We start from the raw sequence: 14,920 nt of genomic DNA, 5'->3' as shown, positions 1-14,920 counted from the left end.
AAACGTGGGTTGGTAGCGAAGTATCAATAAGTTACAGAAGCCACTTATGCACACAAAGTGCATATAAAGTGAATATCAGTAACATCAAGAGACTATTCAGGGCAAAATTAAGAAATATTATGCATCTGCAAAATATCGTTCTGGATTTGTGATCGACTGCGAAATTTATCGTAGATTTACGCCTCATTACGGCGCAGTTCGCCCAAAACTGGTGCATTTCTTGCTCAGCAACATGGCAGCAACGATAAAAGAAATTGGCCATACCACCGCACAAGAGCAGCGAGACAATCTAAATTCTGCTACTATCCCGTCACAATTCCTCCCGCAAAGTGGCAACGACTATGAAATTTGTCTCCTTCAATATCAACGGCCTGCGTGCCCGCCCTCATCAACTGCAAGCCATTGTTGAAAAGCATCAGCCTGATGTGATTGGCCTGCAGGAGACGAAGGTACACGACGATATGTTCCCTCTTGAAGAGGTCGCAAAGCTCGGTTACCACATTTTCTACCACGGGCAAAAAGGCCATTACGGCGTTGCGATCCTGACTAAAGCAGAGCCTATCGCGGTACATCGTGGCTTCCCGACCGATGATGAAGACGCACAGCGCCGCATCATCATTGCCGAGGTCCCTTCTGAGTTTGGCAACGTGACGGTCATTAACGGCTATTTCCCGCAGGGTGAAAGCCGCGATCATGAAACCAAATTCCCGGCCAAGACCAAGTTTTATCAGGATTTGCAGGACTATCTGGAAACCCGCCTGAACAAAGACAATCCGGTACTGATCATGGGTGATATGAATATCAGCCCAACCGATCTGGATATCGGTATTGGTGAAGAGAACCGTAAGCGTTGGCTGCGTACCGGTAAATGTTCGTTCCTGCCGGAAGAGCGTGAGTGGATGCAGCGTCTGCTGGGCTGGGGTCTGGTTGACACCTTCCGCAACGCGAACCCAGAAACGAACGATCGCTTCTCGTGGTTTGACTACCGCTCCAAAGGTTTCGATGATAACCGCGGGCTGCGCATAGATCTGCTGTTAGCCAGCCAACCGCTGGCAGCACGCTGCATCGAAACCGGCATCGATTATGAAATTCGCGGGATGGAAAAACCGTCGGATCATGCGCCGGTTTGGGCGACCTTCAAGTAAGTTCGGCTCATCGCCCGGCGTTAGTTCAATGCCGGGCGAGGGTTCTACCGCCCGCAGTGGCGGGGTAATTCTGAGCAATATCAATAAATCAGCGCTAAGCTCTTGCTGTAGTCGCGAAGTTATAATAACGTCGCGCACTCTTTTTCTTCCCGGCAGGAGGACCCCCATGCAAAAGAAGTCGCTATTGCGCAGCCACTAAGCTCCTGCTGATTGTCGCTGTTATCAGCCTGTTTGCCATCGGCATTCACCGCTTCGGTCTTAGCGATCTGATCACTAATTTTCGTCATCTACAGCAGCTCATCGGGCAAAGCGGCACGCTGGGTTACGTTATTTATATCACCTTGTTTATCGTTGCCACGGTCTGCCTGATGCCCGGCAGCGTGCTGGTGCTGGCGGGTGGAATGGTCTTTGGTCCTTGGCTGGGGACGCTGCTATCGCTGGTTGCCGCGACGCTGGCCTCCGCACTCTCTTTTTTACTTGCTCGCTGGCTCGGCCGCACGCTGCTACTGAAATATGTGGGCCATACCGCCACCTTTCAGGCGATTGAGCGCGGCATGACCCGTAGCGGCACCGATTTTCTGATCCTCACCCGACTGATCCCACTGTTTCCCTATAATATTCAAAACTATGCCTACGGATTGACGGCGATCCCGTTTTGGCGATATACGCTGATTTCGGCCCTCACCACGCTGCCCGGTATTTTTATCTATACCTATATGGCGAGTGAACTGGTGGCACAAGGGATCACCCTGCCATTTGTCCTCAAGCTCAGCCTCGCCGGCGTGGTGCTGTTTGCGCTGGTGCAAACCGCAAAAGGATATGCCCGACGAAAACGGGTTGAACTGCCGACGAAGGAGATCTAATGGCAGCAAACAATCGCACCGTCTGGTATTTTCGCGCACTGATCGCCATCGCGGCCCTCGCGCTGCTACTTGCCTGGCGGTTTATTCCGCCGGTGACGACCTTTATTGACCATAGCGTCAGCGCATTCATGGCCGTCGATCAGCACGGCGTTGAACGTTTTATCCAATCCTATGGTTCACTGGCAGCAGTCGTTTCCTTCCTGCTGATGATTTTCCAGGCCATTGTCGCCCCCCTACCGGCATTTCTGATTACATTCGCCAATGCCTCGCTGTTTGGTGCTTTTTGGGGCGGGTTGCTGTCGTGGAGCAGCGCCATGGTAGGCGCAGCGCTCTGTTTTTATATTGCCCGAATCCTGGGTCGCGACGTGGTAGAAAAGCTCACCGGTAAAACGGTGCTCAACGGCATGGATGGATTTTTTGAACGCTACGGCAAACACACCATCCTGGTCTGCCGATTACTGCCCTTCGTGCCGTTCGACCCGGTCAGCTATGCCGCCGGGTTAACTTCACTACGCTTTCGCCACTTTATGCTCGCCACCGGCCTCGGCCAGCTTCCCGCCACCATCGTCTATTCATGGGTTGGCAGTATGCTGACCGGCGGCATCTTTTGGTTTGTCAGTGGGCTATTGATTCTGTTCGCGTTGACTATTGTGATAGTGGCTGCGAAGACCTTCTATCAGGAAAAACACAAGAGGAATTGCTGATGCGTTATCACCGAGAGCCCCGACGCCGCGTGCAGATTGGCCTGTTGAGTCTGGCGATGCTGATGCCGCTCGCCGCCCACGCCGATAGCTGGCAGCAGACCCAACGCGAGGCCAGGGGGCAGACCGTCTGGTTTAATGCCTGGGGGGGCGATCAGGCGGTGAACCACTATCTTGATTGGGTGAGCGGTGAAGTGAAGCGCGATTATGCCGTCGATCTGCGTATCGTGCACATTGCCGATGCGGCCGATACGGTCAAACGCATTCAGACCGAAGCTCGTGCCGGGCGTAAAACCCACGGTTCGGTTGATCTACTGTGGGTCAACGGCGAGAACTTCCGCACTCTAAAAGAAGCTAACTTATTGCGCACCGGCTGGGCGGAACAGTTACCGAACTGGCGCTATGTCGATACCCGCAAGCCAGTGCGCGAAGATTTCTCTGTGCCAACCGACGGTGCTGAATCGCCGTGGGGCAGCGCACAGTTGACCTTTATCGCCCGCCTACAGCAAACGCCGCTGCCACCAACGTCTCCACAGGCACTGCTGGATTTTGCGAAAGCGCATCCTGGCACCGTCACCTATCCGCGCCCGCCGGATTTCACCGGCACTGCGCTGCTGGAACAGCTCTTGATTAACCTCACAGGCGAGCCTGACGCATTAAAGCAACCGCCGGATGCACAGACGTTCGCAGCCGTCACCGCGCCGTTGTGGCGCTATCTCGATACCCTGCATCCGTTATTGTGGCGCCAGGGAAAAGATTTCCCGCCTTCTCCGGCACGCATGGACGCCCTGTTAACCAACGGTACCCTGCGACTGTCGCTGACCTTTAATCCCATGCACGCCAAGCAGAAAGTGGCGAAAGAGGAGCTCCCCAAAGACAGCTACAGTTTTGGTTTTACGCAGGGCATGATCGGCAACGTTCACTTTGTCACCATTCCAGCCAATGCCTCCGCCAGCGCGGGGGCCCAGGTGGTTGCCAATTTCCTGCTATCGCCGGAAGCCCAACTGCGTAAGGCCGATCCGGCTATTTGGGGAGACCCAAGCGTACTGGACGCCCGTAAACTCAATGCGCAACAGCAACAGGTGCTCCAACAGCGTATTCCGGAAAATGCGCCGCCGGTGCTGGCTGAACCGCACTCGGCGTGGGTCAACGTGCTGGAGCAGGAATGGCTGCGCCGTTACGGTACGCATTAATCGCCCTGAGCTGGGGCCTGATGTTGCTTATCTATCTGCCCCTGATCCCGGCGGCAGGGCTTTTGCTGTCGCCAGCATCGTCACTGTCCCATTGGCTGCGGCTGTTCGCTGATCCACAGTTGCCCCAGGCCATTCTCGCCACGCTGGTTTCCACGCTGATTGGCGTAGGCGGCGCACTGCTGCTGGCGCTGCTGGTGATTGCCACCCTTTGGCCCTCTGTCCGCTGGCAGCGTCTTGCCTCTCGGCTGCCGTGGCTATTAGCCCTTCCGCACGTCGCCTTCGCCACCTGCGCCCTGCTGCTTTTTGCCGAAGGCGGTGAGCTTTATCGCCTGCTACCCGCAATAAACCCTGTGCAGGATCGCTATGGCATAGGTCTTGGTCTGGTGCTGGCAGTTAAAGAGAGCGGTTTTTTGCTTTGGGTATGCTGGGCGCTGCTCGGCGAGCGACAACTGGCGGAACAGGTGGTGGTGTTTAAAAGTCTTGGCTACGGTCGCGGGCAGTGTCTTCACCACCTTATTTTACCCACGCTGATGCCTTCGCTCGGCGTGGCGCTGCTAGCAACGACCGCCTGGACGCTGTCGGTGATTGATGTTGCGATCATCATTGGGCCTGGCAACCCGCCGACGCTGGCGGTACTGGCCTGGCAATGGCTCAACGCCGGCGAGGCGGACGATCAGGCCAAAGGTGCGTTGGCCTGCCTGCTGCTGCTTGCGCTGCTGCTAGTGCTCGCCGTAGTGACCACCATTCTTTGGCGCACCTCGCGTCTTTATCGTCCTCATCCGGATGGTCGTAGACGGCAACGTTTTCTCCCGTTACCGGGAAGATGCGTGGGATTCATGCTGCCGCTAAGTGGCCTTTTATGCGTCGTTTTTCTTGCCTGGCTGGCCCATGGGGCACTTCCCGCGATGCACACCATTAATAACAGCCTATGGCTGGCACTGCTGTCAGCACTGATTGCTGCGGCGGTGTGCCTGCTGTGGCTGGAATGGGGGCCACAGGGCCATCAGCGCTGGTTAGATTTACCCCTATTACTCCCCGCTCTTCCGCTTGCCGCCGGGCAATATCAGCTGGCGTTATACGGTTGGCTTGATGGCATGTTGAGCACCGTGCTGTGGGGGCATTTACTGTGGGTAGTACCGTGGATGCTGTTCGTCCTGCGTCCCGCCTGGCGACAGATTGATCCGCGCCAGACGCTACTGGCCAAAACCCTGGGCTGGGGACGCGGACGGATATTTTTACAGCTAAAATGTCCATTGATTATTCGTCCACTGCTTTCGGCGCTGGCGATAGGCTTTTCGGTCAGCATCGCGCAATATCTGCCGACCCAGTGGTTAGGCGGCGGACGCGTACCCACGCTGACCACGGAAGCCGTGGCTTTAAGCAGCGGCGGCGCGACGGCCACGCTAGCCGCGCAGGCGCTGTGGCAACTGCTGCTACCGATGATCTTTTTCTTGCTGACCGCGCTGCTGGCGCGTCTAATCAGCCATTATCGCCGGGGATTACGTTAATGTTGCAGGTCAAAAACCTGACCCTTTCACTGGCCGGTCAACCGCTGCTGCACGAGGTCAATTTTACCGTACAACCGGGGGAGACCATAACCCTGATGGGGCCTTCCGGTTGTGGAAAATCCAGCCTGTTTGCCTGGATGGTCGGCGCGCTTGACGGGGCGTTTCGCGCCCACGGCGAACTGTGGCTTAACGGCCAGCGCTGCGATCCCATGCCGACCGAAAAACGGCGAATAGGTATCTTATTTCAGGATGCACTGCTGTTTGATCACCTGAGCGTCGGGCAAAATCTGCGTCTGGCTCTCCCGGCCGAGGTAATCGGTCGGCAGCGCCAGCAACAGGTTGAGCAGGCGTTGGAAAATGCCGAACTGGCGGGGTTCTACTCGCGCGATCCGGCGACGCTTTCCGGCGGCCAGCGCGCGCGGGTGGCACTGCTGCGGGCGCTGCTCGCCCAGCCCGACGCCCTGCTGTTAGATGAGCCGTTCAGCCGCCTCGATAGACCGCTGCGGGGGAATTTCCGGCAGTGGGTTTTTGCTGAACTAAAACAGCAGCAGATCCCGGTCGTGCAGGTGACTCACGACGCCGATGACATTCCACCAGACGCCCGCTGTTTACGTTTGGCGGAGTGGCAATGAAGCGGTAAACACTGCGTTAACGCAAGGTATTTGCTCTTACAGAGGTGCAGAATGATGCTCCATTTTTCCCCGTCGGATGATTTGATGAAACGTGTTTCTCAACTGACCGCGCTGGCCCTGGCGCTTGGTCTTGCCTCTTCTGCTTTTGCCGCTGAAACGGCGAAAACCTTAACCTTTACCCATCTGCTTCAGCAAAAAGGCGCAGCGATTGATACGCGGCTGAGTGCGTTTTATAACGGCTGGCCGCAGCAGGCGAATGGCCCCCAGGGCCATGAACCGGGTGCATTGAATCTGTCGGCAAGCTGGCTTTCCGCGATGAACAACGAGCAGTTGTCCGCCTGGGCGCAACAGCATCAGCTACAGAAAAACACCGACATCGCGCTGTACGGTGAGAGCAAAGATAATGAGGCCGTTGCTCAGCGTCTGAAACAAGCGGGCTACACCAATATCTCAACTCTCAGCGATGCCCTGCAACAGCCCGATCGTTTACAAAAGCTGCCACACTTCGAACAGTTGGTATACCCGCAGTGGCTGCACGACCTGCAACAGGGGAAAGACGTTGCCGCGAAACCGACGGGGGACGTCAAGATCATTGAAGCCGCCTGGGGGGCTCCTAAACTCTATCTGGTCAGCCATATCCCAAACGCGGGCTATATCGATACCAATGAAGTGGAAAGCGAGCCGCTGTGGAACAAAGTCTCAGACGCGCAATTAAAGGCGCTGCTGGCTAAACACGGCATTCGCCACGATACCACCGTGATTCTCTATGGCCGTGACGTTTACGCCGCCGCACGTGTGGCGCAAATCATGCTCTATGCGGGCGTAAAAGACGTGCGTATTCTCGACGGTGGCTGGAAAACCTGGTCTGACGCGGGTCTGCCGGTTGAACGCGGTTTGCCAAAAGATGTCGCGCCGGCACCGGACTTTGGCGTCACCATCCCGGCACAGCCGCAGCTGATGCTGGATATGGAACAGGCGCGGGGCCTGCTGCACCGCAAAGACGCTTCGCTTGTGAGCATCCGCTCGTGGCCGGAATTCGTTGGCACCACCAGTGGCTATAGCTATATCAAGCCGAAAGGTGAGATTGCCGGCGCTCGCTGGGGCCATGCGGGGAGCGATTCCACGCACATGGAAGACTTCCACAATCCGGACGGTACCATGCGCAGCGCCGATGACATCGCGGCAATGTGGAAAGCATGGAACATTCTGCCAACTCAGCAGGTCTCCTTCTACTGTGGTACCGGCTGGCGCGCCTCTGAAACCTTTATGTATGCGCGCGCTATGGGCTGGCAGAACGTCAGCGTTTACGACGGCGGCTGGTACGAGTGGAGCGCCAACCCGAAAAATCCGGTCGTGACTGGCGAACGCGGCCCGGATAGCACGCTTTAATTCGACGCGTTATGACGCTGAACGTTCTTCAGCGTCATGTACCCTCCCCACACCCGGTTAAAGGTCGTCAACCAGCAGAGTGCGCCAAATAGCCATGCCATCCAGGCAAACCACTGTGGAAACAGGCAGCCCAGCACAAACAGCGCAATGGTTTCAGTGCCTTCCGTCAGTCCCCCCAAATAGTACAATGACTTATGTGCATAGCCCGGGTTATCAATCTGATGTTTCGCCGCCAGCGCGGCAAATGCCAGAAAACTGCTGCCGGTGCCAATAAAGGCGAACAGCAACCACCCGCCTGCCAGCGCATTCGCCGCCGGATCCGCCAGAATAAAGCCAAACGGCACCAGCGCGTAAAACAGAAAATCGAGGGCGATATCGAGAAATCCTCCCGCATCGGTCAGGCCGCGCCGGCGCGCCAGCGCGCCATCAAGCCCATCCAACAGTCGATTAAACACGATAGCCACTAGCGCCGTGCCGTACCAACCTAACGCCAGAAAAGGCAGCGCAAGGAGGCCAATGGCAAAACCCAGCAGCGTGATGCCGTCAGCGCTGACGCCGGGGCGGTCGACGGCTTGCGCCATGCGGTTAAGCCACGGTTTGATTCGCGGATGGAGATGTCTATCAAGCATCTTTATGTCCCTCCATCGCACACAGCCCCTGCGAGGGGATCTCCAGCGCCGCATTGAAGCGGGCGGATAAATTCTGGAACGCGACCAGCGCGGTCATCTCGGTGATCTGCTCATCGTTAAAGTGACAGTGTAACGAATTTTTCACTACATCATCGACTCGCGGTGGCGTAGCAGTCATCGCATCCGCGTACTCCAGCGCCGCGCGTTCAGCCGGGGTAAACAGCGCGGAGCTTTGCCAGTCGCTTAGCGCCAGGACTTTATCCATCGCCCCGCAGCGCTGCGCCAGCCGCAGGCTATTTGCATCAATGCAAAATGCACAGTCACATTGTTGGGAAATCCGGGTCATTAACAAGGCGCGCAGCACGGGCTCAAGACGGGCCTTTTTACGCTCCAGATAACCGACAAACAGCGCCACCAGCCAGAACAGACGAGGCATACGCCCCCACCAGCGGGTCGGATTAAGCACATCGCCGTAATGTTTTTTCTGCATGGCAACGATAGGTTTTAAACTGAGCGGTAAGTGGCTGAGCGGCGGCACCCAGGGTTGTTGATTTTTCACCCGGAGACTCCTGCAAAACTTTGGTAAACGGCAAAGCAGCGATAATATGGCATTCCATTCATCACGTCTTTGACCACTATGCTAAAAACCATTGATGTTGTTGCCGCCATTATCGAACAAAACGGCAAAATTCTGCTCGCCCAGCGCCCTCTTCATGCCGATCAGGCGGGTCTTTGGGAGTTTGCGGGCGGAAAAGTCGAGGCCGGCGAAAGTCAGCCAGAGGCGCTGATTCGCGAGCTGCAAGAAGAGCTGGCGATTCATGCTTATCCAGCGCGTTACATCGCCAGCCATCAGCGTGAGGTTTCCGGGCGGATCATTCACCTCCACGCCTGGCACGTGCCGCGTTTTGACGGCGAGATTATCGCCCGCGAACACAGTGCATTGTTGTGGTGCACGCCGCAGGAGGCGCTGGGCTACGATCTTGCCCCTGCCGACATCCCATTATTAACAGCGTTTATGGCTTTACCCGACGCCAGACCAGCGGGTTCGTGCTGATCGCCCGTTCATCGCGTTGGCACTGTAATAAAATGCCTTCGCTTTTCACCACTGCCCCTTCACTGTAGTTCTGATCCTGGAAGATACAGCACTGGGAGCATGGCTGCGCCCGCTGGGTATTGCCGCTGTTGCTAAACACCTCAGGCGGAACGTTAACTTCCATCTGCGGTCGCGCCTGCGCGGCATGGCAAAACAGCATCATCGCCCCGGCTATCCATAACATTCTCATCCGCTATCTCCTTAAAAATTCACCTTTTATAACTATCGACCAAAATGGCCGGTAACTTAACTTTTTTCCATCATCGTTTTTGGTTATGACCCTGCCCTGAGTATTAATTTTATTCGGCTTCCGGAATTTCCTTGTCATCCGTTAGCCGGGTAGTGATATAGTCGAAAAAAAGTCATTTATTAAACACAACCATAACAACTACATACATCCACAATCATAAGAGGTACTTATACTTATGGATCAAGTTTCTTCTCTGAATCAATTCCTGGCTCATGTTCAACAACGCGACCCACACCAGACCGAGTTTGCTCAGGCTGTACGCGAAGTCATGACAACGCTCTGGCCGTTCCTCGAACAGAACCCGCGCTATCGCCAGCTTTCGCTGCTGGAGCGATTGGTTGAACCTGAGCGTGTTATTCAGTTCCGCGTCGTGTGGGTAGACGACCGCAATCAGGTTCAGGTGAACCGCGCCTGGCGCGTCCAGTTCAGCTCGGCTATCGGGCCATACAAAGGCGGTATGCGTTTCCACCCTTCCGTTAACCTGTCGATTCTGAAATTCCTCGGTTTCGAGCAGACCTTTAAAAATGCTCTGACCACGCTGCCAATGGGCGGTGGTAAAGGCGGTTCTGACTTTGATCCGAAAGGCAAAAGTGAAGGCGAAGTGATGCGCTTTTGCCAGTCACTGATGACCGAACTGTATCGTCATCTGGGCGCAGACACCGATGTCCCAGCCGGTGACATTGGCGTCGGTGGGCGTGAAGTCGGCTTTATGGCCGGGATGATGAAAAAACTCTCCAACAACACCGCCTGCGTATTTACCGGCAAAGGTCTTTCTTTCGGCGGCAGTCTGATTCGTCCGGAAGCCACCGGTTATGGCCTGGTGTACTTTACGGAAGCGATGCTCAAGCGTCATGGCCTTGGCTTTGAAGGCACCCGTGTGGCCGTTTCCGGCTCCGGTAACGTCGCACAGTACGCCATCGAAAAAGCGATGGAACTCGGTGCACGCGTTATCACCGCCTCCGACTCCAGCGGTACCGTCGTCGATGAGGCTGGTTTCACCAAAGAGAAGCTGGCCCGTCTGTGCGAAATTAAAGCCAGCCGCGACGGTCGCGTTGCCGACTATGCGCGTGAATTTGGTTTGGTCTACCTCGAAGGCCAGCAGCCGTGGAGTGTACCGGTGGATATCGCGCTGCCGTGTGCCACCCAGAACGAGCTCGACGTTGATGCAGCGCGCGTGCTGATTGCCAACGGCGTGAAAGCCGTGGCGGAAGGCGCCAACATGCCCACCACCATCGAAGCGACCGACCTGTTCCTCGACGCTGGCGTGCTGTTTGCTCCGGGTAAAGCGGCTAACGCCGGTGGCGTCGCGACGTCCGGTCTGGAAATGGCGCAGAACGCGGCGCGTATGGGCTGGAAAGCGGAGAAAGTGGATGCGCGTCTGCACCACATCATGCTGGATATTCACCACGCCTGCGTGGAGCACGGCGGTGAAGCCAAACAGACCAACTACGTTCGCGGCGCGAACATTGCGGGCTTCGTGAAAGTGGCCGATGCGATGCTCGGCCAGGGCGTGATCTAATCGCTTTGCTATCGCGCCGACGCCGGGGCTACCGGGCGGCGCGATAATTTTTCACTACGCGTCCTGTTCAGGGCTCGGCGCTCGTTTCTTTCCTTTGCCTTTACTGAACGTCTTCTTCGCCCCACCGCCCGGCGCGGCTAACCCTCTGAACTGCCTGACCGGCGTGCTACGCGCCTGATCGATGAGCTGGAACAACGTGCCCACCAGCGGTTGCATAAAGTCCTGATAGCGACACTGCTTTTCGCTGATTTGCGTCAGCGTCGACTCCCAGTGCGCCGTCATATCAGGCCGAGTAGCCATCTCCGGCAACGAATGGAAAAGCGCGCGCCCCGGATCGGTTGACAGAATATTGCGCCCTTTTTTGGTGAGAAAACCGCGCTTGAACAGCAGTTCGATAATCCCTGCGCGGGTGGCTTCTGTGCCCAACCCGTCGGTCGCACGCAGGATCTTTTTCAGATCTTTATCCTGCACAAAACGCGCGATACCGGTCATCGCCGACAGCAGCGTAGCATCGGTGAAGTGACGCGGCGGCTGCGTCTGGCGTTCCACCACTTCGCCGCTTTCGCACAGCAGCTCATCGGCTTTAGCGACCACCGGCAGCGGCGTGCCGTCGTTGTCCTCATCGCGCTCTTTCGCCCCCAGCAGCGTTCGCCAACCGGCTTCAGCCAGGAAACGCGCCTTAGCGATAAACTTGCCGTTGGCAATATCGAGATCAATCTGACATTTGCGGAATACCGCATCCGGGCAGAACTGCATCAGATACTGACGCGCTACAAGGTTATACACCTTGGCTTCGTTGTCCGTGAGATTGACGTTACTGGCGCGCGCGGTGGGAATAATCGCATGGTGGGCGTCCACTTTTTTATCATCCCAACAGCGATTACGAATATCCGGATCAACCACCGGCTGTGGAAGCAGGTCTGGCGCATGGACGCTAATGGCGTTCATCACCGCCTGACGCCCGGCAAAGTGCTCTTCCGGCAGGTAGCGGCTATCCGAACGCGGATAGGTGATAAGTTTGTGGGTTTCATACAGCTTCTGGCAGATATCCAGCACGTTCTGGGCGCTAAAGCCAAAACGTTTGGCGGCTTCAATCTGTAAGGCCGACAGAGAGAATGGCAGCGGTGCGGCTTCTGAATCCCGTTTATCGTTATACGCCGTCACCAGCGCAGGCTGACCGCTAATGCGCTTCACTACATGTTCAGCCAGGGTTCGATTGAGCAACCGCCCTTCTTCGTCCTGGTGCGGCTCACAGGCTTCACTCGGCTGCCAAACGGCGGTAAAGCGCTCGTCTTTCGGCGTCACGATATGCGCTTTCACTTCAAAGAAGTCTTTCGACACGAAGTTTTCGATCTCTTCGTCGCGTCGCACCACTAATCCCAGCACCGGCGTCTGTACACGGCCCACGGAGAGCACACCCTGATAGCCGGCATTGCGCCCTAAAATGGTGTACGCGCGGGTCATATTAATGCCATACAACCAGTCGGCACGGGCGCGGGCCAGCGCCGAAACGCACAGCGGAATAAACTCACTGTTGGCGCGCAGACGAGAAATCGCCCGCTCCACCGCCTGCGGGTTAAGGTCGTTAATCAGGCAACGCTGCACCTGTTGGCGCTTTTCCGCCGCCAGCTGCAGGTAATCCAGCACCTCATCCACCAGCAGTTGTCCTTCGCGATCGGGGTCACCGGCGTGAATGATTTCGCTGGCTTCATGGAGAAAGCGTTTAATGACGTTGAGCTGTTTGGTCACCGACGCCCGGGGCTGAAGCTGCCATTTCTCCGGGACGATCGGCAGATCCTGTAGATTCCAGCGCGCATAGCGGCTGTCATAGACATCCGGTTGCGCCTGTTCCAGAAGGTGCCCAATACACCAGGTCACCACCTGACCGTTGCCACATTCGATAAAGCCGTCGCCTTTACGGTGAGGCTTAGGCAGAACGTCGGCAATGGCGCGGGCCAGGCTCGGTTTTTCCGCGATAAACAGGCGCATGGAGTCAGCGCAGCTCGATCATTGGACGGCCGCCGCGGGCGGTGACCAGTTCGCCGATGGCGGTCAGATTGATACCGTATTCTGCGGCGGCAGCATGGACCGCGTCTTCGGCATCCGGCGTTACCGCCAGCAGCAGGCCGCCGGAGGTCTGCGGGTCGCACAGCAGCGCACGCTGCTCAGCGGTCATGGCCCCCATCAGATGGCCATAGCTGGCAAAGTTGCGTTCGGTGCCACCAGGCACGGCGCCTTGGGCAATGTACTCTTCCACGCCCGGCAGTTTTGGCACGGCAGTAAAGTCAATCTGCGCCTGGACGCCTGCGCCCTGGCACATTTCGCTCAGGTGGCCCAGCAGGCCAAAACCGGTCACATCGGTCATCGCTTTGACGCCTTCGATATTGGCAAAGGCTGAGCCGACCAGGTTCATCTGGCACATCACTTCCGTCGCCAGCCCCTGATGCTCAGGCTTCAGCAGCGATTTTTTCTCAGCGGTAGTCAGGACGCCGATGCCCAGCGGTTTAGTCAGGAACAGCTTGCAGCCGGCCTGCGCGGTGCTGTTTTTCTTCACGCGTTCGGTCGGCACAATACCGGTAACTGCCAGGCCGAAAATAGGCTCTGGGGCGTCAATAGAGTGACCACCCGCCAGCGCGATACCCGCCTGTTTACAAGCAAAACGACCGCCCTCGGTCACCTGGCGGGCAATTTCTGGCGCCAATTTGCTAATAGGCCAGCCGAGAATAGCGATCGCCATAATAGGCTTACCGCCCATCGCGAAGATATCGCTGATGGCGTTGGTCGCCGCGATGCGGCCAAAGTCGAACGGGTTGTCGACAATCGGCATAAAGAAATCGGTGGTACTGATGACCGAGGTACCGTTACCCAGGTCGTAGACGGCAGCATCATCGCGCGTTTCGTTGCCAACAAGCAGGTTCGGGTCGATAAACTTCGTCTGCTCGCTGTGCAGGATGGTTTCCAGCACCTTCGGTGAAATTTTACAACCGCAACCTGCTCCGTGGCTGTATTGCGTTAAACGAATAGCCTGCTCGCTCATGGACAACTCCTGATTGTCTAAAAAACCTATAAACCTTGATTTACCTTGGTTTTCCTAACGACTAACGCTGTAGCGTGTGCACCTACAGCGTAGGGTAAAAAATCATGGCATCGAACACCACATAACAACGCGTATCGGCGAAAGGCGTTCGCTCATCAGGTTCAGCAACGCACACAGCGACGTTGAAAAACCCAACAGCGACTTCTTTGCGACGCCGGAAGTGGCTAAAGAATGAAGTGATGAACGACAGACATTTTACAACGATGTCGTCGCACCAGTCCAGGAAGCCCCCGCCTACGCGTTCACTGTTAAGCAGGTGAAGGATACACAGTATAGAGAGGTTGTAGCTAAGAAAGGGTTTAAATTATATGAACAGGTTAACGCCATGTGAGTTCAGGTGGTTATTTACCAGGCAGATTGCCTGTTTTTATCGCGATTGAGTACACTCCTATATTTTATTTAGCACAAGAGCCCCTCATTTTCCCTAACTGGGTCAATCAATATCCTTAACAGTGATTTAAATTAGTTCGCTACGCAATACAAATAAACCATCAGTTATAAGTAAACATACAGATAAAATGTATGTTAATAAATTGATTTCATGTCGGTACTATTGATTAAAGCCAGCGCGCCGGGTTAAGTTACTTTCGCCGAGCAGATAGCTTTATTTAATAGCGTATTCTGATCGGCAGCGAATAAAAATGATTTAGACAAAAAACCGCGCCACGTGACGCCATCCGTCAACGGTAAAAACGGGTCGCGGCAATAACAATAAAAATAACATTTAAAACCGAACCCATAACAATAAAACCCGGGTCTGGTTAAGCAAACAACAATAGAGAAATCACGACAGGTAAACAGTATGACATTGACACCCTCCGTTCTATCGGCACGCTGCGCTGTGCCTATGGGAATGACGGCGCATCTTCACATTGGCGTAAGGGATAAAATCCCCTATGCC

The 14,920-nt window shown here is 55.9% G+C and carries 15 protein-coding genes; 9 read left to right on the top strand and 6 right to left on the bottom strand.

Annotated elements, in window-relative coordinates; genetic code table 11:
- The first annotated feature begins 341 nt into the window (after positions 1–341).
- The gene (xthA, locus tag KCR01S_RS20400) at positions 342–1,145 is read left to right on the top strand and encodes an exodeoxyribonuclease III (RefSeq protein ID WP_061284841.1); all 804 of its coding nucleotides are present in this window, start codon (positions 342–344) and stop codon (positions 1,143–1,145) included.
- 119 nt (positions 1,146–1,264) lie between these two features.
- Here the strand turns inward: xthA and KCR01S_RS25225 are convergent, their stop codons facing one another.
- The gene (locus KCR01S_RS25225; protein ID WP_156478796.1) at positions 1,265–1,432 is read right to left on the bottom strand and encodes a hypothetical protein; all 168 of its coding nucleotides are present in this window, start codon (positions 1,430–1,432) and stop codon (positions 1,265–1,267) included.
- Here KCR01S_RS25225 and KCR01S_RS20395 point away from each other — a divergent pair.
- The 6 genes from KCR01S_RS20395 to KCR01S_RS20370 all read left to right on the top strand — a co-directional run bounded on the left by KCR01S_RS20395 (position 1,367) and on the right by KCR01S_RS20370 (position 7,431).
- Positions 1,367–2,008, top strand: coding sequence for a TVP38/TMEM64 family protein (locus KCR01S_RS20395; protein WP_072277196.1), 642 nt, complete (start codon positions 1,367–1,369; stop codon positions 2,006–2,008). The genes KCR01S_RS25225 and KCR01S_RS20395 overlap by 66 nt on opposite strands.
- The gene (locus KCR01S_RS20390; RefSeq protein WP_061284839.1) at positions 2,008–2,712 is read left to right on the top strand and encodes a TVP38/TMEM64 family protein; all 705 of its coding nucleotides are present in this window, start codon (positions 2,008–2,010) and stop codon (positions 2,710–2,712) included. Before KCR01S_RS20395 ends, KCR01S_RS20390 begins: the two co-directional genes overlap by 1 nt.
- Positions 2,712–3,902, top strand: coding sequence for an ABC transporter substrate-binding protein (locus KCR01S_RS20385; protein ID WP_061284838.1), 1,191 nt, complete (start codon positions 2,712–2,714; stop codon positions 3,900–3,902). Before KCR01S_RS20390 ends, KCR01S_RS20385 begins: the two co-directional genes overlap by 1 nt.
- The gene (locus KCR01S_RS20380) at positions 3,875–5,410 is read left to right on the top strand and encodes an ABC transporter permease family protein (protein ID WP_061284837.1); all 1,536 of its coding nucleotides are present in this window, start codon (positions 3,875–3,877) and stop codon (positions 5,408–5,410) included. Before KCR01S_RS20385 ends, KCR01S_RS20380 begins: the two co-directional genes overlap by 28 nt.
- Positions 5,410–6,042: an ATP-binding cassette domain-containing protein gene (locus KCR01S_RS20375; RefSeq protein ID WP_061284836.1), complete on the top strand. Its 633-nt coding sequence runs from the start codon at positions 5,410–5,412 to the stop codon at positions 6,040–6,042. The genes KCR01S_RS20380 and KCR01S_RS20375 overlap by 1 nt, the downstream gene beginning before the upstream one ends.
- An 84-nt stretch (positions 6,043–6,126) precedes the next feature.
- Positions 6,127–7,431 carry a rhodanese-like domain-containing protein gene (locus KCR01S_RS20370; protein WP_061284863.1) on the top strand — a complete coding sequence of 435 codons (1,305 nt, stop codon included), beginning with the start codon at positions 6,127–6,129 and terminating at the stop codon, positions 7,429–7,431.
- Here KCR01S_RS20370 and KCR01S_RS20365 read toward each other — a convergent pair.
- The gene (locus tag KCR01S_RS20365) at positions 7,428–8,060 is read right to left on the bottom strand and encodes a CDP-alcohol phosphatidyltransferase family protein (protein ID WP_061284835.1); all 633 of its coding nucleotides are present in this window, start codon (positions 8,058–8,060) and stop codon (positions 7,428–7,430) included. The two genes, KCR01S_RS20370 and KCR01S_RS20365, sit on opposite strands and share 4 nt — an antisense overlap.
- Positions 8,053–8,619, bottom strand: a complete 567-nt coding sequence (locus KCR01S_RS20360) for a carboxymuconolactone decarboxylase family protein (protein ID WP_061284834.1) — start codon at positions 8,617–8,619, stop codon at positions 8,053–8,055. Before KCR01S_RS20360 ends, KCR01S_RS20365 begins: the two co-directional genes overlap by 8 nt.
- Before the next feature lie 78 nt (positions 8,620–8,697).
- Between KCR01S_RS20360 and KCR01S_RS20355 the strand changes: the two genes are divergently transcribed.
- A complete protein-coding gene (locus KCR01S_RS20355; protein ID WP_061284833.1) occupies positions 8,698–9,114 on the top strand; it encodes a pyrimidine (deoxy)nucleoside triphosphate diphosphatase in 417 nt (138 codons plus the stop codon).
- Here the strand turns inward: KCR01S_RS20355 and KCR01S_RS20350 are convergent.
- On the bottom strand, positions 9,074–9,343 hold the full coding sequence (locus tag KCR01S_RS20350) for a DUF1496 domain-containing protein (protein ID WP_061284832.1): 270 nt from the start codon (positions 9,341–9,343) through the stop codon (positions 9,074–9,076). The two genes, KCR01S_RS20355 and KCR01S_RS20350, sit on opposite strands and share 41 nt — an antisense overlap.
- A 235-nt stretch (positions 9,344–9,578) precedes the next feature.
- Here KCR01S_RS20350 and gdhA point away from each other — a divergent pair, with 235 nt between their 5' ends.
- Complete coding sequence (gene gdhA / locus KCR01S_RS20345) at positions 9,579–10,922, top strand: NADP-specific glutamate dehydrogenase (protein ID WP_061284831.1); 1,344 nt, start codon at positions 9,579–9,581, stop codon at positions 10,920–10,922.
- Positions 10,923–10,976: 54 nt separating this feature from the next.
- Here gdhA and KCR01S_RS20340 read toward each other — a convergent pair whose 3' ends face one another.
- On the bottom strand, positions 10,977–12,911 hold the full coding sequence (locus KCR01S_RS20340; RefSeq protein ID WP_061284830.1) for a DNA topoisomerase III: 1,935 nt from the start codon (positions 12,909–12,911) through the stop codon (positions 10,977–10,979).
- A gap of 4 nt (positions 12,912–12,915) precedes the next feature.
- Entirely contained in the window at positions 12,916–13,959 is a 1,044-nt protein-coding gene (gene selD / locus KCR01S_RS20335) for a selenide, water dikinase SelD (RefSeq protein WP_061284829.1), read from the bottom strand.
- Between the last annotated feature and the right edge of the window lie 961 nt (positions 13,960–14,920).

Origin of the sequence: Kluyvera cryocrescens NBRC 102467, from assembly GCF_001571285.1 — a bacterium.
In the GTDB taxonomy this organism is placed as follows: Bacteria; Pseudomonadota; Gammaproteobacteria; order Enterobacterales; family Enterobacteriaceae; genus Kluyvera; species Kluyvera cryocrescens.
This window is presented reverse-complemented; position numbering and strand designations above follow the sequence as displayed.